The 490-nt window shown below is 51.2% G+C and carries 1 protein-coding gene; it reads left to right on the forward strand.

Annotation, left to right across the window (positions count from 1 at the left end; translation table 11 throughout):
* Positions 1 to 74 precede the first annotated feature (74 nt).
* A partial coding sequence (gene phzB, locus HMPREF2924_RS26315) for a phenazine biosynthesis protein PhzB (RefSeq protein ID WP_070700723.1) occupies positions 75 to 490 on the forward strand: 416 nt, incomplete at its 3' end.

A 490-nucleotide genomic window follows, 5' to 3' on the forward strand; every position in this document is an offset into this window, starting at 1 on the left:
GGAATAGCCGTTCCGCAAATAAAACGTGACGGTATTCCCACTTGAATGACATCTACCGCCAAGGAGCATTGACGATGCCTGACACGACAAATCCAATCGGTTTCACCGATGCCAACGAACTTCGCGAAAAGAATCGCGCCACCGTCGAGAAGTACATGAATACCAAAGGCCAGGATCGCCTGCGCCGCCATGAACTTTTCGTCGAGGACGGCTGTGGCGGTTTATGGACCACCGATACCGGCTCGCCCATCGTCATTCGTGGCAAAGACAAACTTGCGGAACATGCCGCCTGGTCATTGAAGTGCTTTCCCGATTGGGAGTGGTACAACATAAATATATTCGGAACCGACGACCCCAATCATTTCTGGGTCGAATGCGACGGTCACGGCAAGATTCTTTTCCCCGGATATCCCGAAGGTTATTACGAAAACCACTTCCTGCATTCCTTCGAACTTGAAGACGGCAAGATCAAGCGCAACCGCGAATTCAT

The organism is Pseudomonas sp. HMSC063H08, from assembly GCF_001813645.1.
Taxonomy (GTDB): domain Bacteria; phylum Pseudomonadota; class Gammaproteobacteria; order Pseudomonadales; family Pseudomonadaceae; genus Pseudomonas; species Pseudomonas aeruginosa.